The sequence below is a fragment of the Microvirga arvi genome (genome assembly GCF_016892765.1).
Lineage (GTDB): Bacteria > Pseudomonadota > Alphaproteobacteria > Rhizobiales > Beijerinckiaceae > Microvirga > Microvirga arvi.
On the sequence record NZ_JAFEMD010000076.1, the window covers coordinates 1 to 22938 of the forward strand.

The 22938-nt window shown below is 61.3% G+C and carries 23 protein-coding genes and 1 tRNA gene; 9 read left to right on the forward strand and 15 right to left on the reverse strand.

From position 1 onward, the window contains the following. Nucleotides 1-77, forward strand: a tRNA-Met gene (locus ILT44_RS26690). 287 nt (nucleotides 78-364) lie between these two features. Here the strand turns inward: ILT44_RS26690 and ILT44_RS26695 are convergent. Continuing rightward, nucleotides 365-1537 (reverse strand): patatin-like phospholipase family protein, encoded by a 1173-nt coding sequence (locus ILT44_RS26695; RefSeq protein WP_239468567.1) that lies wholly within the window; start codon nucleotides 1535-1537, stop codon nucleotides 365-367. A gap of 204 nt (nucleotides 1538-1741) precedes the next feature. Between ILT44_RS26695 and ILT44_RS26700 the strand changes: the two genes are divergently transcribed. Continuing rightward, nucleotides 1742-2476: a Crp/Fnr family transcriptional regulator gene (locus ILT44_RS26700; protein WP_204242646.1), complete on the forward strand. Its 735-nt coding sequence runs from the start codon at nucleotides 1742-1744 to the stop codon at nucleotides 2474-2476. Here ILT44_RS26700 and ILT44_RS26705 read toward each other — a convergent pair. Continuing rightward, a complete protein-coding gene (locus tag ILT44_RS26705; RefSeq protein WP_204242647.1) occupies nucleotides 2473-2718 on the reverse strand; it encodes a DUF6894 family protein in 246 nt (81 codons plus the stop codon). The genes ILT44_RS26700 and ILT44_RS26705 overlap by 4 nt on opposite strands. Nucleotides 2719-3102: 384 nt before the next feature. Between ILT44_RS26705 and ILT44_RS26710 the strand changes: the two genes are divergently transcribed. Beyond that, nucleotides 3103-3420 (forward strand): hypothetical protein, encoded by a 318-nt coding sequence (locus tag ILT44_RS26710; protein WP_204242648.1) that lies wholly within the window; start codon nucleotides 3103-3105, stop codon nucleotides 3418-3420. A 275-nt stretch (nucleotides 3421-3695) separates the two neighbouring features. Here ILT44_RS26710 and ILT44_RS31800 read toward each other — a convergent pair whose 3' ends face one another. Further along, entirely contained in the window at nucleotides 3696-5393 is a 1698-nt protein-coding gene (locus ILT44_RS31800) for a sensor histidine kinase (RefSeq protein WP_204242649.1), read from the reverse strand. 322 nt (nucleotides 5394-5715) lie between these two features. On the opposite strand from ILT44_RS31800, the gene ILT44_RS26720 reads away from it, so the two are divergent. Both ILT44_RS26720 and ILT44_RS26725 read left to right on the forward strand, forming a co-directional pair. Next, on the forward strand, nucleotides 5716-5961 hold the full coding sequence (locus ILT44_RS26720; RefSeq protein ID WP_204242650.1) for a response regulator: 246 nt from the start codon (nucleotides 5716-5718) through the stop codon (nucleotides 5959-5961). Beyond that, nucleotides 5958-7115 carry a sensor histidine kinase gene (locus ILT44_RS26725; protein ID WP_204242651.1) on the forward strand — a complete coding sequence of 386 codons (1158 nt, stop codon included), beginning with the start codon at nucleotides 5958-5960 and terminating at the stop codon, nucleotides 7113-7115. The genes ILT44_RS26720 and ILT44_RS26725 overlap by 4 nt, the downstream gene beginning before the upstream one ends. Before the next feature lie 92 nt (nucleotides 7116-7207). On the opposite strand, the gene ILT44_RS26730 is transcribed toward ILT44_RS26725, so the two are convergent. Continuing rightward, on the reverse strand, nucleotides 7208-7948 hold the full coding sequence (locus tag ILT44_RS26730; protein ID WP_204242652.1) for a Crp/Fnr family transcriptional regulator: 741 nt from the start codon (nucleotides 7946-7948) through the stop codon (nucleotides 7208-7210). 258 nt (nucleotides 7949-8206) lie between these two features. Between ILT44_RS26730 and ILT44_RS26735 the strand changes: the two genes are divergently transcribed. After that, nucleotides 8207-8449, forward strand: a complete 243-nt coding sequence (locus ILT44_RS26735) for a DUF6894 family protein (RefSeq protein WP_204242653.1) — start codon at nucleotides 8207-8209, stop codon at nucleotides 8447-8449. Nucleotides 8450-8686: 237 nt separating this feature from the next. Here the strand turns inward: ILT44_RS26735 and ILT44_RS26740 are convergent, their stop codons facing one another. The 10 genes from ILT44_RS26740 to ILT44_RS26785 all read right to left on the reverse strand — a co-directional run bounded on the left by ILT44_RS26740 (nucleotide 8687) and on the right by ILT44_RS26785 (nucleotide 19618). After that, nucleotides 8687-10108 (reverse strand): DUF1254 domain-containing protein, encoded by a 1422-nt coding sequence (locus ILT44_RS26740; RefSeq protein WP_204242654.1) that lies wholly within the window; start codon nucleotides 10106-10108, stop codon nucleotides 8687-8689. Nucleotides 10109-10124: 16 nt separating this feature from the next. Continuing rightward, on the reverse strand, nucleotides 10125-11060 hold the full coding sequence (locus ILT44_RS26745) for an HlyD family secretion protein (RefSeq protein WP_204242655.1): 936 nt from the start codon (nucleotides 11058-11060) through the stop codon (nucleotides 10125-10127). Further along, a complete protein-coding gene (locus ILT44_RS26750) occupies nucleotides 11057-11296 on the reverse strand; it encodes a DUF3302 domain-containing protein (protein WP_204242656.1) in 240 nt (79 codons plus the stop codon). Before ILT44_RS26750 ends, ILT44_RS26745 begins: the two co-directional genes overlap by 4 nt. A gap of 663 nt (nucleotides 11297-11959) precedes the next feature. Further along, complete coding sequence (locus ILT44_RS26755) at nucleotides 11960-12568, reverse strand: alkylhydroperoxidase domain protein (RefSeq protein ID WP_204242657.1); 609 nt, start codon at nucleotides 12566-12568, stop codon at nucleotides 11960-11962. Between the two features lie 14 nt (nucleotides 12569-12582). Then, nucleotides 12583-13248 carry a CMD domain protein gene (locus ILT44_RS26760; protein ID WP_204242658.1) on the reverse strand — a complete coding sequence of 222 codons (666 nt, stop codon included), beginning with the start codon at nucleotides 13246-13248 and terminating at the stop codon, nucleotides 12583-12585. A gap of 35 nt (nucleotides 13249-13283) precedes the next feature. Next, nucleotides 13284-14330, reverse strand: coding sequence for a putative FMN-dependent luciferase-like monooxygenase (locus tag ILT44_RS26765; protein WP_204242659.1), 1047 nt, complete (start codon nucleotides 14328-14330; stop codon nucleotides 13284-13286). A gap of 27 nt (nucleotides 14331-14357) precedes the next feature. Further along, a complete protein-coding gene (locus tag ILT44_RS26770) occupies nucleotides 14358-16019 on the reverse strand; it encodes a dipeptide ABC transporter ATP-binding protein (protein WP_204242660.1) in 1662 nt (553 codons plus the stop codon). Further along, entirely contained in the window at nucleotides 16016-16924 is a 909-nt protein-coding gene (locus ILT44_RS26775) for an ABC transporter permease (RefSeq protein ID WP_204242661.1), read from the reverse strand. The genes ILT44_RS26770 and ILT44_RS26775 overlap by 4 nt, the downstream gene beginning before the upstream one ends. Then, a complete protein-coding gene (locus ILT44_RS26780; RefSeq protein WP_204242662.1) occupies nucleotides 16921-17865 on the reverse strand; it encodes an ABC transporter permease in 945 nt (314 codons plus the stop codon). The genes ILT44_RS26775 and ILT44_RS26780 overlap by 4 nt, the downstream gene beginning before the upstream one ends. Nucleotides 17866-17947: 82 nt before the next feature. Continuing rightward, complete coding sequence (locus ILT44_RS26785; protein WP_204242663.1) at nucleotides 17948-19618, reverse strand: TIGR04028 family ABC transporter substrate-binding protein; 1671 nt, start codon at nucleotides 19616-19618, stop codon at nucleotides 17948-17950. A gap of 302 nt (nucleotides 19619-19920) precedes the next feature. Here ILT44_RS26785 and ILT44_RS26790 point away from each other — a divergent pair, with 302 nt between their 5' ends. Further along, nucleotides 19921-20385 carry an Lrp/AsnC family transcriptional regulator gene (locus tag ILT44_RS26790; RefSeq protein WP_204242664.1) on the forward strand — a complete coding sequence of 155 codons (465 nt, stop codon included), beginning with the start codon at nucleotides 19921-19923 and terminating at the stop codon, nucleotides 20383-20385. Between the two features lie 8 nt (nucleotides 20386-20393). On the opposite strand, the gene ILT44_RS26795 is transcribed toward ILT44_RS26790, so the two are convergent. After that, nucleotides 20394-20948: an NAD(P)H-dependent oxidoreductase gene (locus tag ILT44_RS26795; RefSeq protein ID WP_204242665.1), complete on the reverse strand. Its 555-nt coding sequence runs from the start codon at nucleotides 20946-20948 to the stop codon at nucleotides 20394-20396. 349 nt (nucleotides 20949-21297) lie between these two features. On the opposite strand from ILT44_RS26795, the gene ILT44_RS26800 reads away from it, so the two are divergent. Both ILT44_RS26800 and ILT44_RS26805 read left to right on the forward strand, forming a co-directional pair. Continuing rightward, nucleotides 21298-21441 (forward strand): hypothetical protein, encoded by a 144-nt coding sequence (locus tag ILT44_RS26800; protein ID WP_204242666.1) that lies wholly within the window; start codon nucleotides 21298-21300, stop codon nucleotides 21439-21441. A 328-nt stretch (nucleotides 21442-21769) separates the two neighbouring features. Then, a complete protein-coding gene (locus ILT44_RS26805) occupies nucleotides 21770-22780 on the forward strand; it encodes a zinc-binding alcohol dehydrogenase family protein (RefSeq protein ID WP_239468566.1) in 1011 nt (336 codons plus the stop codon). The last annotated feature ends 158 nt before the right edge of the window (nucleotides 22781-22938 follow it).

Here is a 22938-nt window from a genome sequence, read left to right on the forward strand (position 1 = left end):
CGCGGGGTGGAGCAGCCCGGTAGCTCGTCAGGCTCATAACCTGAAGGTCACAGGTTCAAATCCTGTCCCCGCAACCACCGACACTGAAAACCCCTGTACGCCTACAGCGTCAGGGGTTTTTACTTGTCTGGACTCCTCTCTGCCCGATGACGATCCTGCGGCGTAGCAGCTGCTCCAGTGCCCGTGCGCGGGTCCTTCACGTACGAGCAGCGGTTTCAGCGTCCGCAGAGAGCCGATCCACAAGCCGCAACCGACACTCACGAAATGGGCGAGGACCCATCTAACCTCCTGCACTTGGCCGATATGGATCTCGCGTTTTCCTCTCAATCCAGGCATGGCGAGGCAGGGGCGGCTTGGCCCTTCGTCAGACCATCCGCTGTGATGACAGTTCCGATTGCTGCGAAAGCCAGGCCTCCGCTGCCAACTGGCCTTGATCGCGCAGATGCTGAAGATGCCCCCAATCCGTGTTCATAAAGCTGAGCCCACTCAGGCCATCAACATGATCTTCGGCAATCAGGTGGTGCAGCTTGAGGCGTTGCAGCTTACGTCCGAGGCCTGAGCCCTGCATGTCGCCCTCCCGGCAAAGCTGAGCCATCATGGACAAGGCTTCCAAATCTCTCTGCAGTGAGTTGCTGAAGGTGATCTGGTTCACCCGCTTATTGATGGCTCCGGAGGTCATCGGCAAATCGGCATCGTTCGTGGGGATGATCTGCACGACCATCAAATCCGACGCCCTCGTGGCTGTCACCAGCGGCATCAGCGGAGGATTGGCCGCGTAGCCGCCGTCCCAATGCGGCTCGCCATCAATCAATACGGCCTGATGCAGTTGCGGCAGGCATGCCGAGGCGAGGACGACATCATAGGTCAACTCCTTGTTGCGGAAGAGCCGCAGCGCCCCGTCTCGGACCCGTGTTGCTCCAAGCAGCAGCCGAACAGGCGCTCGCTGACACACGGCCTCGATGTCGACTTCCGTCGTGAGGATGTCGCGCAAGGGGCTCAGATCGAAAGGGTTGAACTGGTAGGGCGACAGTTGCGACGTCACCCGCGACAGAATGGGATTTGACGCGAAGAAGCGGCTCTGGCTGCCCACCTCACTGATCTTGCGCCAGAACCGCTCCAGCGTGGCCTGCGCTTCCGCTGCACCACCCTGAGCCAGTCCAGAGGCGAGCAGCGCGGCGTTCATGGCGCCCGCACTGGCACCGCTCACGACGTCGAAGGACACGCCCTCCTCCAGAAGCCGGTCGAGCACGCCCCACGTGAAAGCGCCGAAGGCACCCCCACCCTGGAGCGCAAGGGAAATCCGCTTCGGCCTTGCGCCCGGTTTCTTGAGACGGGAGGGACCGGCCAGTTGCGGACAGCCTGCCCGTGCAAGCGGAAGCGGCACCGTGATGGGATTGGGAAGAGTTATGGTCTGCCTCCATTGTGCCACGAGATCTGGTTGTGTTGAGCAGTGGTGCGGCACAGCCAATCGGATGAACAAGCCCGACAGGAGCAGTATGAACGTCTGAGCCGGCTCGCGGTTGCTGCAGTGCAGCATAGGCTCGGCCTTGAGCTGCAATGCGCAATAGGCATGGAACAAAGCGCATTGCTCAAGGCACAGTCACAAGACGTCGAGGGCTGATATAGTTTAGGCTGGAAGCATCTGTTGGTCGCCTGCCCCTGGGCGGATATCCCGTGAGTCCTCTTGGCCGGCCGAGGGCTTCCGCTATCTTAAGGGTGACAGGGTTCAGGAGACCGTCCGATGGTGAACCGGCTCACCTGCAAGCTGGAGGCATTCGGGCCTCTGCCGGAGGCCGATCGATTCCTCCTGGACGAGGTGATCCGCTCCGCCCAAGCGGTTGGACCCCGGACGGATCTGATCCGAGAAGGCCAAACACCCAGCGACGTGAACCTGATCCTGGAGGGCTTCGCCTGCCGCTACAAGGTCCTTCCGACCGGCCGACGCCAGATCATGGCTTACCTCGTGCCGGGCGACTTCTGCGACCTGCATGTGTTCATTCTGAAGACCATGGATCACGGCATCGCCACCCTGTCCGCGTGCACGGTGGTGAAGATCTCCCGGGCCCGCATTCTGGAACTGATGGAGAGACCCGCCATCGCGAAGGCGTTCTGGTGGGCCGCACTGGTCGATGAGGCCACCTTACGCGAATGGCTGGTCAATGTCGGCGCCCGAAAGGCCGAGCAGCGCGTGGCCCATCTGCTGTGCGAACTGCTGCTGCGGCTTCGCACCGTCGGGCTGACGACCGGCAACCAATATGAACTTCCAATCACCCAGGCCGAACTGGCCGACACTGTCGGCCTGACGGGGGTGCATGTGAACCGGATCCTTCAGCGGCTGCGCGCCGATGGATTGATCACCCTGAGATCCAAAAATCTTGTCATTCTGGATGAGGAGAGATTGAAGGCCTTCAGCAACTTCAATCCGAACTACCTGCATCTGGCCGAGCAGGACGGTCTGCCGGAACAATGCCTCTAGGATGTGTCCGGGTCGAGCCGCTCCTCGGCCGAGAAGCGGAGGACAAACAGGATCTGGCCGCTCTCGTCAGTGACTTCGAGCTTCCATTCGGTGCCGTTCCAGAACTCGGCGCCCATGTCGCGCAGGATCTCGCCGCTGGTGCGGATGGCCTGATCCTGGGCCGCGTAGATGTCGGGCAGTTCCGTGCCTTCGGTGTCGCGGACGGAATAGCCGTCGAGGATGTGGAAGAAATAACGGGGCATGGGGTGCTCCTCGGCCTAAGGCGGGAGCACGTCGCAGCTCTCAGTCAGCAACAGCCTGAACTCTCGGCTGCCGATAGCTCTTATGTGGGCTCTCAAGTTCCTGATTGCGAGCGAAAGCCTGGAGAGACCACTCAAAGGACCATGCCTCCAAGATGAAGGCGGAGGGTCCAGATTTAACCTAGGTTAGTTACCGAGAGCTTTTCCAGCGAGAGCGTGGTAAGGTGAGTCTTAGAGCCCTCGCCTAGCGGAAGAAGCGGCGGAGCGCCCTGGACCTGCGGGATAGCCGTCTGAACGGCCCCTCGATGCATCGGGAATAGACCACGATGCCAGGGGTCTGAAACGGTTATCTCGTGCCGCAGCCGGATCCAGCCCGGAGGTGAGCCAATGCCTCGATCTCTCCCCACCAAGTCCACTGATGATCCCTTCGACGGCCTGCTCCTGCCCATGGAGGCCTGGAAGGCCATCGACGAAGCACACATCACGAGCCTCAGACAGCTTAAGAGTATAGTTCCCCAGATCATCGCGACGCCAAGCATCGATCCGGGCGTCGCCCAGATCATCAAGGACAGAGTGGACCGCTTGGCTGCAAGGAGAAAGGTCCGAGTCAACCTGGTTTTTCCTAAGCAGGTTTATTGCAAAACGGAGGGCACGACGGCTCACCGACACCGACTCATCGCCCCGAACAGAAACCATCCGTTGTGAAGTGGTGCCGTTGAAAAACGCTTCGGACCTGCTTCACCAATCTATTGGTGGCACCAGCATGCCGAGCCTCGTATCCTGTATGCTGAGTATGCAATAAGCGGTGATTGCAGACGTTTTTTACCCTCATCGATCAACAGCAGCTCTCAAGCAGGTCAGCCTAAAATTCGCTCACCGCGTCGATATGGACACTCGCTTTACTTCCGGGATGAGCCAATTCCAGACATATCGAAGTTACCGATTGAATCATGCTGACGGTTGTTCATCGGATCCCTGTCTTACGCTGCCTGCCGTTCCTTAGATCCGACTGGAACGATGATGGTGCAGCACACGCCCTCACGTTCGAAGCGGATATCGAGCTGTCCTGCGAGCTCGTGCGTGATTGTCTGCTGCAGGAGGCGTGAGCCGAAGCCGGGGCTTGGTTGAGCCTCAAGCACGGGCCCGCCCAACTCGCACCAATCGAGGGTCAGGACAGCTCCTTCACCGCTTTCATCAACCTTCCAGTCCACTTGCACCCGGCCTGATGCCCTTGCCAGGGCGCCGTACTTGACCGCGTTGGTAGTGAGTTCGTGGAAGGCCATCCCCAATACCACAGCCAGGCGTGCCGGGAGATCAACCTCAGGTCCATTCAGACGGGTTTGAGGCGACTGCGCCGCATAGGGCTCGAACTCAGCGTCGAGAAGCGACCTGAGGGATGCTCCTTCCCACAGGGTTTCATTGAGGAGGTTGTGCGTGCGCGACAGCGCCAGCAGGCGCTGCTGGAACCGCTCCTGTGCTGCCTGGGGCGGCACGCCGGGCCGGGCAGCCTGCCAAGCCAGCGACTGGACCGTCGCAAGTGTGTTCTTGACCCTGTGGTTCAACTCGTCGATCAGCAGCTTCTGCCGGCGGTCGGCCTCCAGAAGCTGCGTTGAGGCCAAAGCGAGCGCATCGCCGACCCTGTCGATCTCCACGAGACCGCTTGCCGGCGCCGTGATCGGCTCACCGCGTCCGACATGCTGCGCCAGGCTGGCCAATCCCTTCACTGGCCCAGCGATGCTGCGCCCGACCTGCCACGCCATGACGACTCCGAGCGCGAGCAGCAGCCCTCCCGCAAGGGCGAGGTACAGGGCCGATCGCCAGGCGGCCGCCGTAATCTCCGACCGCGGGACGGCCACGATGGTCGACCACCCCGAACCCGGCGAGCGGGAGAGCGCAAGCAGCGTCGGAACCCCGTCCAGCGAAACGCTCTCATAAGCGCCCTGCCCAAGGCTCGCCTGAATGCGCGTAAGGGTGTCCGGAGTTGCCGGCTTGCTCACGAAGCGGTCCGCGTCCCGGCTCCGCGCCACCACCGTTCCGTTACGATCGACGATCGTCCCGATCCAGGTGGGGGGCAGCCCCTGGTCCGCCAGGATGCGGCTGACGGTCTCGGCCAGCATGTTGACGGTAATGTAAAGCTCGGACCCGTCACGTGTGGTCACGAGGGTGTCGATGCCGACGGCGAACCGCTTCGCCACGAAACCTGTGAACAGGTTGCTGACCCGCACCATCCCGACGGTCAGGCCCTTCCGATGATCCTTGCTCTCAATGATCGGCAGTGGACTGCCGGGCGGGAGCAATGTGTTGACGACCTGTCCACGGTCATCGGCCACGCTAACCCAGGCCCCTGGAATCCGGATCGCTGCTCGCGCTCGGACGTCGAACGCGGCGTAATCCTTGTCGAGAAGCTGCGGTGAGGTCGACAGCGCCCAAAGCAGGGCCTCGGCCTGTCCGAATTGGCGGTCTACGACGAGCGACAGCGCCCGTGTCGTCTCCTGGAGGTGCTTTTCGACCTCATGCCGGTCATGTCGGTAGCCAGCGTAAACCAGCAGGCCGGCCGCCGCGAGCGCTGGGAGGAGCAGCACGAGGGTGAGAAGGAGCAGGCGCGAGCGCACGGACGGGAGATGCGAGCGCGCAACCTTCCACCATCCACCGCCAAAAAAGGCCAAGGATTTGCGCACGCTCTGATCTTCCCCTGCCCTGAACACCGTGAACTGATGGAACGTAGATGGCATCGTTCATGAACTTGGCCATAGCATGCATCAAGATATGATTGCGACGTCCATCGTACGGTACAGTCCGATAGACATGGATCTGCTCGACGATCCAGAGCGGCGGAGCAGCTTCAAGTCGAGGAGAAAGACGGTCGGACAGGATTCGAGCAGGGAATACCTTGGTGTCCGTCTGATTCTGGCAGAGGGATAAGGAACGAAGCTGAGCCGCTAGCCGTTGCTGTTCGATGAACCTGCAGCACGGTAGAATCCTGACTGGATGCCGGGCTCGATGAACGGCATCGGGCTGGCCCAGGCAATTCGGGAACGATGGCCGGGAGTAGGACTCGTGTTCACCTCGGGACAGTTGCGCCCGGCCCTGCCGACAGGCGTGGCGTTCCTCGCCAAGCTCTACCTGCTCGACACCGTCATCACTGTCATTCGGCAGATCGCCATGCAGCAGATGCTAAGGGGCTGTACTGAATGCCGAGCAAACCCGATAATGCGCCGCAGTTTCATCAGACCGGATCGGCCATGAACGAGTTTCAGGAGGACATGGCGGATACCGCTGGGCGAACCGTCACCGAACGGCACATCGATGCCATACGACAGCAGGGGGGTCTGTTCGTCGAGGCCGTCCGGCGGACCCGCATGCCGATGCTCGTGACCGATGCCACCCTGCCCGGCAACCCGATCGTCTTTGCCAACCAGGCGTTCGTCGATTTGTCCGGCTACAGCATGGACGAGCTCCTCGGACAGGACCCGCACTTCATGAATGGCGTGGGCACCGAACCGGAGGCCATCCGGCGCTATCAGGCCGCGATCAAGGAGGGGCGGGACGAAACCCTGGAGATCCTGCAATACCGCAAGGACGGCACCCCGTTTCGGGCGATGCTGTTCGCCAGTCCTGTGGACGACGGCCAAGGCACCGTCACCAATCATTTCCTCTCCTACCTCGATATCACGCGTCGTTTCGACGCTGAGGAAAACCTTCGCTCCCTCGCTTCAGAACTAGAGAACCGGGTCGCAGCACGAACCGGGGAGCTGGAAGCCGCCAACGCCAGGCTGTCGGCTCTGGTCACTGAGCGGGAGATGCTGCTGGTCGAGGTCAACCACCGGGCGAAGAACAGCCTTGCGATTGCGGCTTCCCTCCTCGGCATTCAGGGGCGCCGGCAGCCGGACCCGGCCGTCAGGGCTCTCTTCGAGGAGGCCCAGGATCGTCTCAACGCCATGGCGCGGGTTCACGACCTGCTCAGCAAGTCGGAAAGGGGCCAGCACGTCGATGTGTCCATGTACGTGGCCGACCTGTGCGAAGCTCTGAGACCTATCACCGGGGACGGTGACCGCGTGAGCCTGAAGGCTGATATCGACCAAGGCATCCTCGTGGACGCCGATACGGCGGTCCCGCTAGGCATCGTGCTGACCGAACTCATCACCAACGCCGTGAAGTACGCCTTTCCGGCGCCACGATCCGGAACGATCCTCGTACGGGCGCTCCGCGTTCAATCAGGGTGGGTTGAACTGATGGTTCGGGATGATGGGGTCGGGATGTCCAGCCTCCGGGAAGGATCGCTCGGCTACGGCCTTGTCCGGTCGCTTGTTCAACAGATTCGAGGCGAGATCGATGTCAGGAACGATGCCGGACTGGTGGTGACGATCTCATTCCCTGAGGCGCCCCAACAGTCAGCGTAGTTCCGACAGGCGCCTCTATGGAATGAGGCTGGGGTGGCTGAGGCCAAGTGTCGATGAGATCATCTCCCGTTTCGGTGAAACCCTCCTGCCGGTCAAAGAGCCTCTTCCTTCGTCAGGTGCAGGTAGGTCGGATCGAACTCGCCTGTGGTCTTCAGGCCCTCCCAGTCCAGCACCCTCAAGGCTTTCCCCTGCAAAGCGATCAGGCCCAGTTTCCGGAGATCCTGGAGCACCCGGTTGACGTGCACATTTGAGATCCCGAGCGCATCGGCCAGCTCCCCCTGGGTCACAGGCAGGTCGAAGGCATGGTCATCCACCAGCTCGACCGCGCGCAGCCGCACCAGCAGCTCGCACAGCAGATGGGCCATGCGGGTCAGAGATTCACGCCGGCCGACATTGACCACCCATTGGCGAAACACGGCCGCATCGATGAGGGTGTCGCGCCAGAACAGATCGCCCAGTCGCGGGTGGTTGCGCATGAGGCTGCGAAGGTCGTCATGTTGGATGAAGGCGAGCTTGCACGGGATCAACGTACCCAGGCTGTGATCCATGACCTTCAAATGCAGGCTCTGGAGGTCGGGGATGTCGCCGCTGATGTGGAACGATAGGATCTGCCGCTTGCCCTGAGCCGTGAGGTTGTAGCGGCAGGCGAAGCCCTCGACGATCATGCAGCACTCGAAGGGGGTGTCGCCTTCGCTGACGATGTCCTGATCCGCCGCAACGGTTTTCAGGCGCAGCGGCAGGCGTTGCAAGGCAGCCTTCTCCTCCGGCGCGAGCCGGGCGATGCTCTCCAGCTTGCGGATCAGCGCGATGGTCTGTGGATGGATGGTATCCATGACAGCCTCCCAAGCTGATCAGGCGGGAGCGCCCAAGGCCTACATGCTGACGATCCTTAGATTTCTATAGCTGAGCGTGTCATGAGCAAGGTCTGAGAACAATCGGAAACGAGCTTCCTATCAAAACCCGCACCTCAAGTGGTGCCGATCCCGAACAAAAGCAGTGTCTCTTCGTTAATCAGGATCGTCGGTATGAGTGATCCAGGCATCGGCGCCTGAGAGACCCGTGTGCTCCCGCCTGTCGGCAGAGGAGCCCCTATGCCCCAGTATTTCTTTCACATCTTCAACGGCTCCGCCCATCCCGATACCGAGGGGATCGATCTTCCCGGGCTTGAGGAAGCTCGGCGGGAGGCTATCCAGACTGCCGGTGAGATCCTTCGGGAGACCGGCATCAAATCATGGAAGAACTCAGACTGGCACATGGAGGTTGTCGACGCTGCCGGACAGGATGTGCCCTGGCTTCGCTTTTCCGTCGAGGAGACGAGCGACGCAGTTCCATGATTTTGCAGAGCGGGACTTATCGAATGCAGCGCCACGCCGTTGATGGCCATCGGTTCGCGATGATACAGAAACCGTCCCAATCCGACCTGCTTCACCATGTTGTCGAAATATGTATCCGTCTCGGCGCGGACGAAGTTGTCGACCGTCAGGGGGATGGCACTCTGGGCCAGGGATGGCCGGCCATGCATGTGATGGCCAGTACAGCGATGAATGCCAGTTTCATAGATTTCTCCTAACTTACTCGGCTGCGACCTTCTCGATGTCTGACAGTCGCCAAGTCTTGTCGAAGAGCGGTTTCTGCGGCCCGTAGAAGCGCATCATGATCTCCCATCCGCGGCCGGCCTGGGTGGGCACCCAGTTCGATTCCTTGCCTGCGGGCGACTTGGGCCCGAAGAAAAGGTCGACGGTTCCATCGCCATTCACTTGGAGGCCGGGCGTCGTCGAACCGCGGGAGGGCCACTTCTGGTCCCTGATAAGCGCATGGGTGGCACGGTCATAAACCGTCGCCGACCAGTAGAGCTGGGCCGGCACATCCGCTGGAACCGTCAGGCGATAGGTTTGTCCGCCATCGAACGGTTGGCCGGTCCTGTCTCGGAGCGCCACCAGATAGAACTGACCCGTTCCCAGATGCTTGACGCTGGAGAACGCCATGGAGAAGAAGACGCCGCGGGTATCGGTGGGATACACGCCAGGCTTGGCGAAGTTGTCCGACAGCCCCTCGATCAGCTCGTGGGCGAGCGGCAGCGCCCACTGCCCGCTCGGGTAGTAGGGCGAGAACAGGGCCTCATAGCCCTGATCGAGCAAAGTATGGGCTTCGACGGCTGCTCGGTCCAAGAGCTTGGGCGTCTCGGCGCCGGGATTGAACGGCTTGCCCTGCTCAATGCCGACAGACTTGAGCGGGTCGATCATGGCCTTGTCCCGCTCCAGCCAAGGCTCCCTTTGCACGAAACGGTTGAGGGATTCGAAGAAGCGGGTGTCATAGGGGATCGTGCTGTCGTACTCGACGCCAAGCGCATCGACGAAAACCGTCGGCGGCGGATTGGCTGCGCTGGTCAGCGGATAGAGCTTGATCTGCCTGCCGTAAGCAACGGCCTTGGCGATGTCGGCGGCGGAGCCGCCGCTGACATTGGACCGCAGCAGCGCGCCGGCCATGTTGGTGCCTGACCGGAGCACGATGTAGCCGTCGGGAGCCTTTTGGCTGTAGCCGGGAGGAAGGATGAGGTACTTGCCACCCTTGCCCTTGTCGGCGCCGGCCGGTCCGACATCCTCCAGCGCCACCTGCCAGGCATCCATGATGGTCCCGGTGATCTGTCCTCCCTCGGCCGGCGGGATTTCCACCACCATCGGCCCGGTGTCCTTCATGTTGAGGAAGGGCATGAAGTAGATTGTGCTGGGGTTTGGGGTGAGCGTCTGGTTCTTCCAGTCGAGAAAATTCGACCAGTAGACGACCTGGTTCTCCTTCGCGCCCGCCTTCAGAGCGGCCTGGAACATCAGGTCGTAGTTGACCGCCGGCATGCCCCAGATCACGGCCTCGACGGCGCGGCGTTGGATCCGGCGGTTGGCGAGATCGTCAGCGGACGGGGTTTGGGCCAGGGACGGCACCGTTGCGGCAACGAGGGCAAGCGCTGCAAGGGCGGTTCGGTTAGGAACAGTTCTCACGGCCCGGTACCTCCTGTCAGAACGGATTGACGTAGTTCAGGATCGCGGCCTGCCGCAGCACGACCTTGCGGATCACGTGGCTCGCCTTGACGCGCTCGGTGAAGATCGCCGCCACACCCGTGCTCCCGGCCGGCAGGCGCTTGGCCACCTCGGGGTCGTCGAGCCTGATGCGCGCCACGAACGGCGCCGCCTGGACCTCCGTCGGCGCGACAGCAAGGCCACCGACCTGCGTCTGTCCGGTCGCGATGGCCTGCAACACGGTCTCGACGCGGCCGGGGAAGATTTCGCCCGGGAACGGCTTGAACGTGACCTCCACCGGCTGGCCGACTACGATGTAGCGCGCGTAGATCTGCGCGATCTCGACGCCGAAGATTGTTTCCGAGGTGTCGATGAAGGCCATCACCGGGGATTGCGCCGTGACGCGCGCACCTTTGCGCAGCGCCAGATTGGTGACGTAGCCGTCGGCGGGTGCTCGCACTGTGGACTTGTCGAGGTTCCATCTGGCGCTTTCGAGCTGGGCCTGGAGTTGCTGGACCTCGGCCTCGCGTTCCTGCACGTCGAAGGCCCGTCCCGTGTCCCGGCGTTGCAGTTCCGAGAACTGTGACAGACGAAGCTCGGCGAACTTGAGCTGGGCCTCGATCCCCTGGACTTGCGCCTGGTATGTGGTGGGATCGATGCGAAAGAGCACATCGCCTTCCTTGACGGGCGTGTTTGCCGTCACGGGCACGTCCACGACCTCACCCGCCACCGATGGCACGATCTGCACCGAGTTGCGGACGACCGCCAAGGGTCCCGAGGGCGCGCCCCAGCCCATGGGGATGAACAAGCCGACGAGGAGGACGAGCAGCACGAGGACCGGCGAGATTTTCCAGAACGTGTTGAAGGGGATGAACCGGAGCCACACGAACAAGGCCAGGAGAGCGATGTAGGAATTGAGTAGGACGACGATCATTGCGGCGTCTCCCGCTTGGCCGGCACGTCGACGTAGGCCCAGATCAGGACCAGCGGCCAGAACACGAAGCCGAAGATCAGCGTGGCCCAGCTCCCGACCGCCACCGCCTCAGACCAGGGATGCCCGCGCCTGCGGGCGATGCGGCCCGGCATCATCCCGATTGCGACGAAGACCGCGACCGCCGTCGCCACGAGCACGAGCAGCACGATCCAGGCAAAGATATCGATGAAGGTCATCGTGCGGATGTTCCGGACGACCCGTTGCGCCGGTCCATGGACTCCCCCTTGGGTTAACGCAACCACGCGGTACAGGAGCGACCTCGACGAAGCCGTCGACCTAAAGCAGCTCGCCGGGAGCCTAGTCGGACGCAGAACGGTTTAACTTAGATTAAAAACATAGGCCACCGGGCAGAGGCGACAAGGACCAGCGCCGCCCGCTGCCGAGTACCGATTCCGCCAATTCGTCCAGCACAATTGATAGGCTTATTGTCGGATAGGGACGACAGCTCCAGGTGGTAGGAAGAGGGCCGCCCTGGGACTGTGGAGCCAGGGAGGTACAGGCTGGCCCGCCTTCGGCGGCCTGTACCGGGAATGCCGGGAGACCGCCCGAGATTCTGAGCGCAAGAGGAAATGCGAGGCAATGCCGGCGCCTGGAAACCCTCTCAAGCGCACCCAGACGCGGCAGCATGGCCGAGCTCCGGCGCTTGGTAAACTTCGACTTTCCTCGCCGCTTGTCGTTGCAGTGAAAAGGCCACTCCGGGTCAAACTAGGAAATTTCCTACCTTTCAGGTACGTTCGGTGTTCTCTGCTAGAGCAGGCGTCCGGCTTATTTCAGCTCCGTACCATAAGCGGACATTCCTTCGCGGAGGCAGACTATTCACGCTTCGGATCCGACTGCCCTTAAGCCTTGGCTGGTGGCGTCGGCTCGCCGAGGGACAGCATCAACCGGTTGGCCCAGTTGAAGAAGGCTGCGCCGTTGATCACGTCCACGATCTCCAGATCGTCGAGCCCGGCCTTACGCAAGGCCTTGATCTGCTCGTCGCCGAACGCGATAGGTGTACCCGTCAGCGCGACCGACGCCTCGATGATCGCGTTCCAGCGGCTGTCGATGTGCGCATCGACGCCCTCGTCGAGAAGGCGCTGAACGTCGGCGCCCCGCTTGGAATATTGCGTGGCGAAGCGCGAATGGACGGAGGCACAGAAGATGCAGCCGTTATGGCGTGAGGTCGCGGTCGCCGCGAGCTCACGCTCGGCGCGAGGCAGCCCGTTGCTCGTGTTGTAGAAGATGTCCTTGTCGGTCTTCGTCCTGGCCTGCAGGACATCGGGATCGCGGGCGAGCAAAAGGAAGTAAGGCGACTTTGCGCGTGAGGCATCGACGAGGCCGGCCCAGTGCCTCTCGGTCAGCTGATCCGCCGGGAAAGGCTCCAGCCACGGCAGCCAGCCCAGCTCCTCCTGCGTGAAGGTGGTGGACTCCCGGTTGTCGGGATGCGACAGCGTTGTCTCGGTCATGGAATGGCTCCTTCTCAAACGGCGCCGGACGCCAGGACGCCCGTAAAGATCTGCGTAAAATCGGGATCGGCACTCTCGCGCGCAGACGCGCCCGCAAGGGCCCGCAAGCCCGCAACAACACGGATCTGGAAGGACAGGAAAGACACGAGCTGCGACAGGGTCACGATGTCCGTCGTCGACCAACCGGCATCGAGCAGCTTCTGCAAGGCAGCCGGGCTCGCGTCGCGTGGATGGAAGACGAGCAGGTGCGCATGCTCGAGCCCCGTGGCAAGCCGGGATCCGAGGCTCTTTCTGTTGTCTGCGGCGACCTGGTAGACCAGTCCCTCTTTGTCCTCCACGGTGAGAGGACCCTGCGGATAGCGGCCATAGGGGCCCTCCGCTGAACCCCGGGCTATTTCCGCCCTGATCACATCGGTCAGCCTGGGATGGCCGATCTCCTGCAGGTAAGCTGCGTAGAAGTCGGTTACGTGGGGCTGGTGATGGAGACCGGCCACGAACGTTGCGACGGCGTAGCGCTCGATCGCCGTGACTTCGCCGGGAAACTCAGGCTCAAACAGCGCCCGATAGCTCTTTTGCGCATTCTCCCGGGCCTGCGGCCGCTGATCGCGCAGCCGGTCGAGGCTGGATCCTGGCCGGATGCCGGCAAGATGATCGATGACGTCTGATATGATGATGCTCATGGTCTGCTCACATTCCGGTTGTTGGTGCGGCGGGTTCAACGCACGAGGGCGACGCGCTTCTCAGGTCTGACGACTGGCTTCTGCCAGCCGAGGGCCGGAGCCACCTCGCTCGCGATCAGCTCGATCGAGCGTAAGATGTATTCATGCGGCGGATCGATCGAGTGGACCTGAAACACGAGGTCCGTCACCCGCGGCAGAGTCGTGTCCCGGCTCAGGCTCTCAATCACGTCCTCGGGCGTGCCCACATGCGTGTCGAGAGCGGCAATGATCTCCACTAGGGTGTCGCCAGGGATCACATGCCCCTTGGCGGCGAAATCGGCCACGACGCGGCGCAGGCCCTTCTCCGCGAGACGCAGCGCCTCCTCTCGGCTGTCCGCAACGAACAGCGAGCGCGAGGCGACGATGCGCGGCTCACGTCCCTCGGGAAGCGCCTCGAGATAAGCATCGATAATGGGATGCTGGATATCGGGCAGGGAGGCACGCGGCGTGTCCTTCGGCCGGGGCTGCGTGCGCGAGAGCATGAGACCGTCCCCGGCTTTTCCGGCCCGAATGCCTCCGCCAACAGAGAAAGTTGCCTGCCAGACGCGGTCATTGAGATCGGGAGCGGCTGGATAGAGGGAATCACCGCCGTCGAAGTGCCCGCCGTTCCAGGCATTGCGCAGGATGGCGAGATGCCGGTCGTAGATCTCCGAGCGGCTAGCACTGTCCAGACCGAACGCTGTGAACGACGACGGCGTGCCACCTGTTCCGACGCCGAGCTCGAGGCGGCCGCCGGACAAAAGATCTAGCACGACCGCATCTTCCGCCACTCGGATAGGATTCTCGAGCGGCAAGGTGATGATCCCCGTGCCGAGGCGGATGGTCGACGTGCGCGCCGCCACGTGGGACAGGAAGACGAGAGGCGATGGGAGCCCCCCTTCCGCCTCATGGAAGTGGTGCTGGGCGACCCATCCTGAGTCGAATCCGTATCGCTCCGCATGGATGATCTGCTCGGCTGCGAGGCGGTAGCGCTCGCTTGCACTGACGTCGTCGAGAAGGCGGGTGAAGAATCCGAGTCTTTTGCCGTGTGAGGAAAATGTCATCGCTCTGCTCCAATTGTTCTTCTGAAATCAGTGGCGGTCGGCGTTACGCTGTCCGGGGATCGCGCCGATGAGTTCGCGCGTGTAGGCGCTGCCCGGGCGCTGGAACACGTCCTCGACAGGGCCGCCGTCGACCTGCCGGCCGTTGTGCAGGACCGAGACCGTGTCTGAGATCTGGCGGACCACCGCGAGATCATGGGAGATGAACAGATATGTCAGCCCGAGGGCCTGCTGGAGCTCATTGAGAAGCGCCAGGATCTGGGCCTGCACGGTGACGTCGAGGGCCGAAACAGCCTCGTCCAGCACCAGCACCTGCGGATCGAGCACGAGCGCGCGGGCGATAGCGACGCGCTGCCGCTGCCCGCCCGAGAGGGCATGAGGCCTGCGGGTCAGGACCGGTTGAGGAAGACCAACCCGCTCGAGAATGGCCTGAACCTTCCTCGCGCGATCCTCCCGTGGCAGCGGATCGAAGTTCAGCAGCGGCTCCTCGACGATCTGGAAGATGGTCTGCCGCGGATCGAGGGAGGCGAACGGGTTCTGGTAGACGAGCTGGATCGTCTTGCGGAACCGGCGTAGGCTCTCGCCGCGGAGGTTCGTCACATCGATCCCCTCGACGATGATGCGCCCTGACGTCGGCCTTTGAAAGCCAACGATGCTGCGCGCCGTTGTCGTCTTACCCGAGCCGGATTCGCCCACGATGGCGTGAGTTGTTCCCCGCTGGACGGTGAACGACACGCCATCCACCGCGCGGAAGACATCCCGTCTTCCGCCGATGGAGAAATCCTGTACGAGGTTCCCGACCACGATGGCGTCATCACTCCCGCTGACGCGCGGGGATCTGGTCCTAGCAATGCGAGCTTTACCGAGCGAGGGCGCATCGGCCAAAAGCTTGCGCGTATACTCGCTGCGCGGAGAGGCGAGCACTTCCGCTGTCGGCCCCTGCTCATGTATCCGCCCGCCTTTGAGCACGACGATGTGGTTCGCCCGGTCGGCCGCGACACCCAGGTCATGGGTTACCAGCAGAACCGCCGTGCCGTATTCGCGGCGCAGCTCGTCGATCAGGTCGAGGATGCGCTTTTGCACCGTCACGTCGAGGGCGCTGGTGGGCTCGTCGGCGATGATCAGGGCCGGACGCAGGGCGACCGCGATGGCGATGAGCACGCGCTGGCGCATGCCGCCCGACAATTCATGGGGATACTGCCTGGCGCGCAGCTCCGGCTGGGAGAGGCCGACGCGCGCCAGAAGTTCGATGACCCGCGCGTCGATCTCCGCCCGGCTGCCCTGTCGATGGATCTGGAGCACTTCGGCGACTTGCGCGCCGATGGTCTTGACCGGGTTCAACGAACTCGTCGGATCCTGCGGGATCAGGCTGATCTTCCGGCCGCGGATGGTGTCGAGCTGTTTTTGCGACCAGCCTGCGATGTCGGTGCCGTTGAGCCGGACCACGCCGGATTCCAGTTGCCCGTTCTCGGCCAGAACTCCGATCACGGCCTGCGCCGTTGTGGTCTTTCCGGAGCCCGATTCACCAACCAGCGCCACGACTTCGCCCGGACGCACAAGGAGCGAGACCTCGTGGACGACCCGCTGGAATCCCTCGCTGCCGCGATAGCCGACGGCGAGCTTGCTGATCTCGAGAACGGGCAGGTTCACGATGTTCGTTGAGGCGGACTTGATGTTGATAGCCGTGGTCATGTCTTGGCCCTTCCGAAGGATTGACTGATGCGGTTCGCCGACAAGACAACGAGGATCACCACGATGCCGGGCACCGTCGTCAGCCACCAGGCCCGCGCGAGGTAGTTCCGTCCCTCTGCGATCAGCAGGCCCCATTCCGGCGTAGGCGGAGGAGCGCCGTAGCCGAGGAAGCCTAGGGTTGAGATGGTCAGAATGGCCCAACCGAGCTGCAAGGCCGCGAAAGCAATCACGGAAGTCAGGGAGTTCGGCAGGATATGGCGCAGAAGAACCCGACTGAACGTTCCGCCACTTCCGAAAGCCGCCTCCACATAATCGCTGGCGCGAACCCGCACCACCTCAGAGCGGGCGAGCCGCGCAAAGCTAGCGATCGACGTGATGCCGACTGCGATGGCGGCGTTCACGATGCCAAAACCGAGCAGGATGACGATGCTGAGCGATAGAAGAAGCTGCGGGATCGATAGCAGCACGTCGACGCCGCGCATGATGGCCCCGTCGATTCTGCCTCGCGCCGACCCCGCAATGATTCCGAGCGTAGTTCCCACCAGAAGTCCGACGCTGACCGCCACGAAGGCGCCCGAGAGCGAATTGCCGGCGCCATAGATGATGCGTGCGAGAAGATCACGCCCCAGCGCATCGGTGCCGAGCCAATGCTCGGCGCTCGGCGCACGAAGCTGCTGGCGCGCAACTCCGACCGTTGCGCTGTAGCTGGTGAACCATTGCGGGAACAGTGCCCAGAGCACGACGACAGCCATGACGAACCAGGACAGCACTAAACCGGGCTGAATGCTTCTGATGGTCTTCAGCCACCGTGTCGCCGATGCGGCACGTCTCTTTCCCAGAGATGACGTTTCAAGAATACCAGCGTCGCGCAGCAAACTGCGCCCGATTGTGTTCAGGCCGGTCATGCGACAGCTCCTTGTCTCACCCGGAGGCGAGGATCGAAGACGGGGTAAAGCAGGTCTACCGTGAGGTTGATGAGCACGAAGGCCGCCGCCGAGAATACGACGATCGCCTGAAGCACCGCGATATCCTGATCGTTGACGGAGCGCTGCGTCAGCCCGCCAAGGCCGTTGAGGCCGAACACTGCTTCCGTGACAACCGCACCAGCTAGAAGCTCCCCGAACAGGATACCACCGATGGTGAGCGTCGGCAGGACGGCGTTCTTCGCCACATGCCGCCACAAGACCCCGCGATGGGACGCGCCTTTGGCGCGGGCCACCGCGACGAAGGGCTCCGTCAGCACGTGGTCGATGTTGCGCATCAGGATCTGAGCGAGCGGCGCCGAGATCGGAACGGCCAGAGTTACAACAGGGAGGATCAGGGCCTGCCAGGGCCCAGGATTGATGATCGGGATGAGCTTAAGCTGGAAGGAGAAGACTTGGATCAGCAGGATCCCGAGCCAGAACACAGGCGTAGAGATGAAGAGCGCGGGAATCGACTGAATGAAGGAACGCAGCCACGAGAAGGGAGACAGCGCCGAGAGGGCGGCGATCGTGATCGCGAGGACGAGCGACAGCAGAAAACCGAGAGTCGAGAGCCACAGAGTCGGTGACAGGTTGGCGAGGATCAGATCACCGACGGGAACGCCCGCATGAATGGAATAGCCGAAATTCCCCATGAGAAAGTTCGCGACGGTGTGGAGATACTGTACCAGCAGCGGGCTGTCCACCGCATAGGATGCGCGGATATCGGCGATCTGCTCCGGCCCCAGGCCGAGTTCAGGATTGAGGAACTTGATGAGGATTGCATCGCCCGGTAGAGCCTGCAGCAGGACGAATGAGACAGTGAACGCAGCCCAGAGCACGAGAGCCGCCTGCCCGATCCTTCCGATCACGTATCGCGACATGAGAAATCCTGTTGAGAGTCGAAAAGATCGAGGAATGGCCGGCCGGGTGTTCTTCATCTGCGTCACCCGACCGTGAGGCTTCTTAGCGGCGGCGCGCCAGCCAAGTGCTGTAGAAGCTGGGGCGTCCGACCGCCTCGAAGGACACGCCTTTCACGTAGGGAGCGGCGGCGAAGGCCTGTGGCTCCTCGAAGATCGGAATGGCATAAGCCTGATCGACCACGTAGTTCTGCACCTCGCCTGCCACTGCGAGGCGCTTGGCGCGATTCGGCTCGGAAGCGAGCTGGTCCAGGAGCGCGTTCAGCTTCTCGTCGACGAAGGACTGCACCTTGTCGCTGTTTCCGCCCTTCTGCAACAGCACGTTGCGGTTGGTCGGGTAGTACTGACTCTTGATCACGTCGGGATCGGCTCGGCCGACCATGGCGGGCGAAACGGGCGCCTTGGTGGGATCAAGATTGTTTATCGTCGCGCTGCCCGAGTCGGCGGTCAGCACGTTCAGCTTCACGCCGATCTTCTCCCACTGCTGAGCGACGAGCTGCAGCGTCTCCTTGTTCTGCGGCTGCGGTAGGGACTCGTAGGCCGACAGTTCAAGCGTCTGCCCATCCTTCTGGCGCCGTCCATTCGCCCCGACCTTCCAGCCCGTCTCGTCGAGCAATTGCTTCGCCTTCTCGGCGTCGTAGGCAAGCTTCGATGAGAGATCGACATAGCCCAGTGCCGTTTTGGCAATGATCGAGGTCGCCTTCGGGTAGTTGGTCGAGAACAGGGTCGAAACGATCTCATCCGTGTTGGTGGCGTGCAGTAGAGCGCGACGGACTTTGACATCGGCGACAAGCGGATTGTCGGGACGGAAGACAACGCTGTTGTTCACGCCGCGCGTCGATGGCGCGTAGATCAAATATCCCTCGTCCTCGACCTGCTTTTCGTCATAGGCCTGGATCTGGCGGATAATGTCAGCCTGCGTTGCCACCAGAGCGCCGATACGCACGCTGTCTTCCGGTGTGACGATGTATTTGATCTCGTCGAGATAGGCGCGGCCCTGATGCTCGAGTTTCTCAGGGCCCCAGTTGTAGTCGGGACGGACTTTCAGCGTGAGCTCGCGTCCGAGCGTTTCGCTGGCAACGACGAACGGACCCGAGCCGATGATCTTCGTGGCATCACCCAGAGCCTCGTAGGGCAGCGCGAGGGTCTTCATCGACACGAGGCCGGAACCGATCACGGACGTGCCCTGCAGGAAACCGGGCGACGGCTTCTTGAAGGTGAACTTCACCGTCTGCGGATCGATGACCTCGCTGCGGTCGTAGTTGTTGATGACCTCCGAGATCGGCAGCTTCAGATCCCTGTTGCCGCGCCCGAACGTGTCGTAATTCTTGGCTACGGCAGCCGCGTCGAGCGGCGTGCCGTCGGAGAACGTCACGCCCTTGCGAATCTTGAAGGTGTATTCCGTTGCATTGGAATTGACCGACCATGATTCAGCGATCCAGGGCTCGATCTCGAGAGTCTTGGGATTCTGATAGGTCAGCTTGTCGGTGATCTGGTTGAGGATCCCGCCATTCGGGTAGAAGCCTCCTGCAGGGGGATAAAGGTTCGTGTGAGCCTGCTGTTCAAGGTAGATCAGCGTTCCCCCCTGGACAGGCTTGTGCTTGTCGTCCGTGCCTGCGGCCTGTGCTACCCCCCATCCTGTCGTCCCGGCTAGGAGCGCGGCTCCGAATAAGGCGGCACGGCCGGCTCTATTTCTGAAGCGTCGAGTGATCAACATGGTTTTCCCCTGCACGATTGGCCGAATGACCTCTGAATTATCGAGGTGAGAAGGCACCAAAAGCAACAGGAATGTTCTTTTTTTAGAACGTCAAAGGCAGTTATAATTTTCTCTAAAACCCGAACTTCCTTAGCAGGATTATCTTTTTCATGATAAATACTGGGCACCTCTTCTCAATTCCCACTCTCAAAAATGCTTGAACACCGAAAAATGTTCTTTATAAAGAACAGTACAGGACGGGTGTGAGATTCTCTCTGGCAAGTCTCGCGGAGATTATTGTTCTACGCTTACCGGGGTTTGACATGGATGCGACGGATACCAAGATCCTAATGCTGCTGCAGGACAATGCTGACATCTCGATTGCCGAACTCGCTCAGAGAGTAAATCTCTCCCAGACTCCATGCTGGAAACGGGTTCAGCGTCTGGAAGCGACCGGTGTCATTCAAAAGCGCGTTGCACTGGTTGACCCCGACAAGGTAGGCCTAGGATTGACGGTTTTCACGTCCATCGAAATCGCTGATCATTCAGGTCAAGGCCTGCAGCATTTTGCCGACATAGTCTTAGCCATGCCGGAGGTGATGGAGTTCTACAGGATGGCAGGAGACGTAGATTACATGCTGCGCGTGGTCGTACCTGACATGGCTGCCTATGACGCCTTCTACAAGCGCCTCATCGATGCAGTCCCGCTCAAGAACGTAACTTCACGCTTCGCCATGCAGAGGGTGAAGTTCACAACTGCCTATGCCCTGATGCCGTCTGCGCGGTAAACCCAAGATCAAGCCGCCTGCAGCCCGCGGATCGCTGCACGTATTTTTACAGCATCGACACTCTCGCGCACAAATGTCGAGATCCGGTTTTGGAGCACAGGATCATTGATGCATCCGTCCGGATAAGAGCGTTCGGACACAAACACACCTGTCGGCAAGGTCTGTGCATTGAAGAACCCGAAAAGCGGACGAAGCTGGTGATCAATCACGAGGGCGTGCCGATCGGACCCACCCATTGCGAGGAGCGCCACAGGCACACCCGCAAGCGATTTGTAGTCGATGAGATCGACGAAATGTTTGAAGAGGCCTGTGTAGGACCCTTTGTAAACGGGCGTCCCGATGAGGAGGAGGTCTGCCTGCTCTACGGCCCGAAGTGCTTCCTCGAGCACCGGCGAGGTCTCCTCACGGCTTCTCACCATCAAATTTGGCACAAGCTCAGCGATATCAACCAAACGCGCCTTTGCACCGGTTTGACCGACAATCTGCCCTTGAATCTCTATAACAAGCTTCCGCGTGCGGGAAAGGGGTGTCGGACTTCCGACTATGGCAACGATCTTAGGCATTAGATCCTACTGACTACACACTTTGAGCTTCGCGTTGCAACCCGGCCAGATCAATAGAATCTTATTCCAAAGAGTACTGGTTAGGGAGAAGCCTAGTCTCGGGTGGATGCAAAAAAGAGAACTTGCCGCTTGGAAGGGCGAGAAGCGGCTGGTGATTTCAAGTTCATGAATCAATGCCGGCCATTGATGTCGACCGACAGGTCTCTAGACTACCCTCGTCTCACAGGAGCTAGTCCGCTGCGCTATGGATTAAGGTTCCTCCTGTTACTAACCTTCTCCCTGGTGCTGGCACAACCTTTCGCCAGCGCATGGGGGATTACCCCGCTCTGCCTCCTCACGAGTATATCGCATGCTCGAGGACACGATCGGTGCCATGGCGCTCGGGCTTCAGACGCTGCCGAGCGTGTGCTGGGTCCCGGTGGCGCTGGTCTGGGTCGAGAGCACTGCACCGCCAGGGCCGTCCGCTGGGAGGCGGCAAGCTGGTGCCCTATGAGGCCTTCCTGATCCAGGCCGTCGAGGCCGAGCCTGCCATATCACCATGCCCAAACTCGCAGCTCGTTTGCTGGAGGAGCACGGGATCGTGGTGGCCCCAGCGATGCTCTCGCGCGTCCTGTGCCCGCGGCTTCACCTATAAAAAACAGCTGATGGCGGCGGAGTGCGCGCGCCGACGTGCGTGACGAGCGCCGGGTCTGGACCGGCCAGCGTTAGGCCCGCATGCGCCAAGAGCCGTACCGGTTGGTGTTCCTGGACTAGCTTGGAGCTTTCGCCATAACGCACTAAGTTTGGTTTACGCGTGCAGTTCAAGTAATTGGGAGAAGATGATGAGAGCGCTGCGATGTGATGAGCCCGGCAAGCTGAGCATCATCCAGCGAGACCTCCCGAAGCCCAGCTCAGGCGAGGTCTTGGTGCGCATCCGGCGGGTTGGGATCTGCGGGACCGACTATCATATCTATCATGGCAATCAGCCTTACCTCGAATACCCACGGGTGATTGGCCATGAGCTTGCAGGCGAGATCGCCGAGGCGCCAATCGGCAGCCCATTGAGGGTTGGCGACATTGTGTGTATCGAACCTTACCTCTACTGCGGTACATGCCGTGCCTGCCAGCAGGGCAAGACGAACTGCTGTAAAAACTTACAGGTACTGGGCGTACATCGTGACGGTGGAGCCTGCGAATACATTGCGGTGCCGGAGCGCAATGTCGTGTCGGCGTCTGGTCTGGGACTGGATGAGGCGGCAATGGTCGAGTTCTTGGCGATCGGTGCTCACGGCGTGCAGCGCTCCGGCGTGGGACCGACAAGCCGCGTTGCCGTGGTTGGAGCTGGACCGATCGGAATAGCGGCTGCAATCTTTGCGAAGGCTCGAGGGGCCGAGGTATCCGTCCTTGACATGAACACCCAGCGGCTGGCCTTCTGCAAGGACAAGATCGGAGTCGATCATGCTTTCGAAGTGTCAGCCGGCATCGATGAGCGTCTCAAGAGCGCCACTGACGGTGATTTCTTCGACATCGTTCTTGATGCAACCGGAAACCCCAAAGCGATGATGAAGGGATTCTCCTACGTTGGCCATGGCGGCACCTATGTGCTCCTATCGATCGTGCGGGCCGACATCACGTTCAACGACCCGGAGTTTCACAAGCGTGAGACGTCGCTGATGGGCAGCCGCAATGCCACACGGCATGATTTCGAGACGGTTCTTAACACCATGCGGGACGGCAGGGTGCCGGTTGCGGCACTTGCCAGCCACCGCGCTGGCCTTGATGAGGCTCCTAATCGTATTCCGGCGTGGTCGGCGCCCGAGGCGGGGGTGATCAAGGCGATCGTCGAGCTGTAGCCGGATCGGGATCTTAATCCTGACCGGTCTCGGTGGATACCGTATCGTGAAAGGCCATTTGCAGTGAGGCTCTTGCACAGTTTTGCTGTAGTAGTCGGCATTTGATCTGACATTCAGCGTCAGAGAGTGATCGGGTTGAGCCTGTCCGGCAGGATCAG

Coding starts and splice junctions, on each gene's coding strand:
- ILT44_RS26695 (WP_239468567.1), bottom strand. CDS start 1,537: ATGCTGCACTGCAGCAACCGCGAGCCGGCTCAGACGTTCATACTGCTC.
- ILT44_RS26700 (WP_204242646.1), top strand. CDS start 1,742: ATGGTGAACCGGCTCACCTGCAAGCTGGAGGCATTCGGGCCTCTGCCG.
- ILT44_RS26705 (WP_204242647.1), bottom strand. CDS start 2,718: ATGCCCCGTTATTTCTTCCACATCCTCGACGGCTATTCCGTCCGCGAC.
- ILT44_RS26710 (WP_204242648.1), top strand. CDS start 3,103: ATGCCTCGATCTCTCCCCACCAAGTCCACTGATGATCCCTTCGACGGC.
- ILT44_RS26720 (WP_204242650.1), top strand. CDS start 5,716: ATGAACGGCATCGGGCTGGCCCAGGCAATTCGGGAACGATGGCCGGGA.
- ILT44_RS26725 (WP_204242651.1), top strand. CDS start 5,958: ATGAACGAGTTTCAGGAGGACATGGCGGATACCGCTGGGCGAACCGTC.
- ILT44_RS26730 (WP_204242652.1), bottom strand. CDS start 7,948: ATGGATACCATCCATCCACAGACCATCGCGCTGATCCGCAAGCTGGAG.
- ILT44_RS26735 (WP_204242653.1), top strand. CDS start 8,207: ATGCCCCAGTATTTCTTTCACATCTTCAACGGCTCCGCCCATCCCGAT.
- ILT44_RS26745 (WP_204242655.1), bottom strand. CDS start 11,060: ATGATCGTCGTCCTACTCAATTCCTACATCGCTCTCCTGGCCTTGTTC.
- ILT44_RS26750 (WP_204242656.1), bottom strand. CDS start 11,296: ATGACCTTCATCGATATCTTTGCCTGGATCGTGCTGCTCGTGCTCGTG.
- ILT44_RS26755 (WP_204242657.1), bottom strand. CDS start 12,568: ATGACCGAGACAACGCTGTCGCATCCCGACAACCGGGAGTCCACCACC.
- ILT44_RS26760 (WP_204242658.1), bottom strand. CDS start 13,248: ATGAGCATCATCATATCAGACGTCATCGATCATCTTGCCGGCATCCGG.
- ILT44_RS26765 (WP_204242659.1), bottom strand. CDS start 14,330: ATGACATTTTCCTCACACGGCAAAAGACTCGGATTCTTCACCCGCCTT.
- ILT44_RS26770 (WP_204242660.1), bottom strand. CDS start 16,019: ATGACCACGGCTATCAACATCAAGTCCGCCTCAACGAACATCGTGAAC.
- ILT44_RS26775 (WP_204242661.1), bottom strand. CDS start 16,924: ATGACCGGCCTGAACACAATCGGGCGCAGTTTGCTGCGCGACGCTGGT.
- ILT44_RS26780 (WP_204242662.1), bottom strand. CDS start 17,865: ATGTCGCGATACGTGATCGGAAGGATCGGGCAGGCGGCTCTCGTGCTC.
- ILT44_RS26785 (WP_204242663.1), bottom strand. CDS start 19,618: ATGTTGATCACTCGACGCTTCAGAAATAGAGCCGGCCGTGCCGCCTTA.
- ILT44_RS26790 (WP_204242664.1), top strand. CDS start 19,921: ATGGATGCGACGGATACCAAGATCCTAATGCTGCTGCAGGACAATGCT.
- ILT44_RS26795 (WP_204242665.1), bottom strand. CDS start 20,948: ATGCCTAAGATCGTTGCCATAGTCGGAAGTCCGACACCCCTTTCCCGC.
- ILT44_RS26800 (WP_204242666.1), top strand. CDS start 21,298: ATGCTCGAGGACACGATCGGTGCCATGGCGCTCGGGCTTCAGACGCTG.
- ILT44_RS26805 (WP_239468566.1), top strand. CDS start 21,770: ATGAGAGCGCTGCGATGTGATGAGCCCGGCAAGCTGAGCATCATCCAG.